Consider the following 749-nt stretch of genomic DNA (forward strand, 5'->3'; position numbering starts at 1 on the left):
CACGGCACCGCGATTGCCGCCCTCCTGGTGGGTCGTCCGGGAAGCTCAACACCTGGCCTCCTGCCGGAGGCGAAGCTGATTGCAGTGGACGCCTTTTACCGCGACGGCGGTACGGCGGATCGCACTGACGTGATGTCCCTGGTGGTTGCCATCGAAGCCTTGGCTGAGCGCGGCGTGCGGGTGATGAACCTGAGCCTGTCAGGCCCAGCCAACGCGGTCCTCCAGAAAGCCATTGAGGCTGCCCAAGCTGAGGGCATTGTGATCGTTTCGGCTGCTGGCAACAATGGTGCCGGCGCCGAGCCTGCGTATCCAGGGGCCTATCCCGGTGTTATCGCGGTTACGGCCGTCGATCAGAACCTGAACGTTTATCGGCGTGCCACACAGGGCGCCTACGTCGACCTTGCGGGACCCGGGGTGAATGTCTGGACGGCTTCGGCCAAAGGCAGCGGCGTGCTCAGGACAGGCACGTCCTATGCGGTTCCCTTTGTGTCCGCGGCCGCAGGTCTGCTGCTTGCATCCACCCCGCAGTTGGACCCCAAAGCGGTTCAGGCCCGGTTGGAGCAGCACACCCGGGATCTTGGCAAGCCTGGGTGGGATCCGACCTATGGGTACGGCCTGATCCACATGGCTGGCCTGTGCGCACCACCCGCGGACCTGGCACCGGTTGCGGTGACCAAAACGCAACCGGCGGCTTTACCGTTCGAGGGGCAGACCCTGGGGATGCCCTGACCTCGACGGACCTGTCGTGG

The 749-nt window shown here is 65.2% G+C and carries 1 protein-coding gene; it reads left to right on the plus strand.

Annotation, left to right across the window (positions count from 1 at the left end):
- Positions 1-729, plus strand: a 729-nt coding sequence (locus JKG68_RS32745; protein ID WP_202066643.1) for a S8 family serine peptidase, incomplete at its 5' end; no start/stop codon positions are given.
- Positions 730-749 lie beyond the last annotated feature (20 nt).

This window comes from Microvirga aerilata (genome assembly GCF_016743775.1).
Taxonomy (GTDB): domain Bacteria; phylum Pseudomonadota; class Alphaproteobacteria; order Rhizobiales; family Beijerinckiaceae; genus Microvirga; species Microvirga aerilata.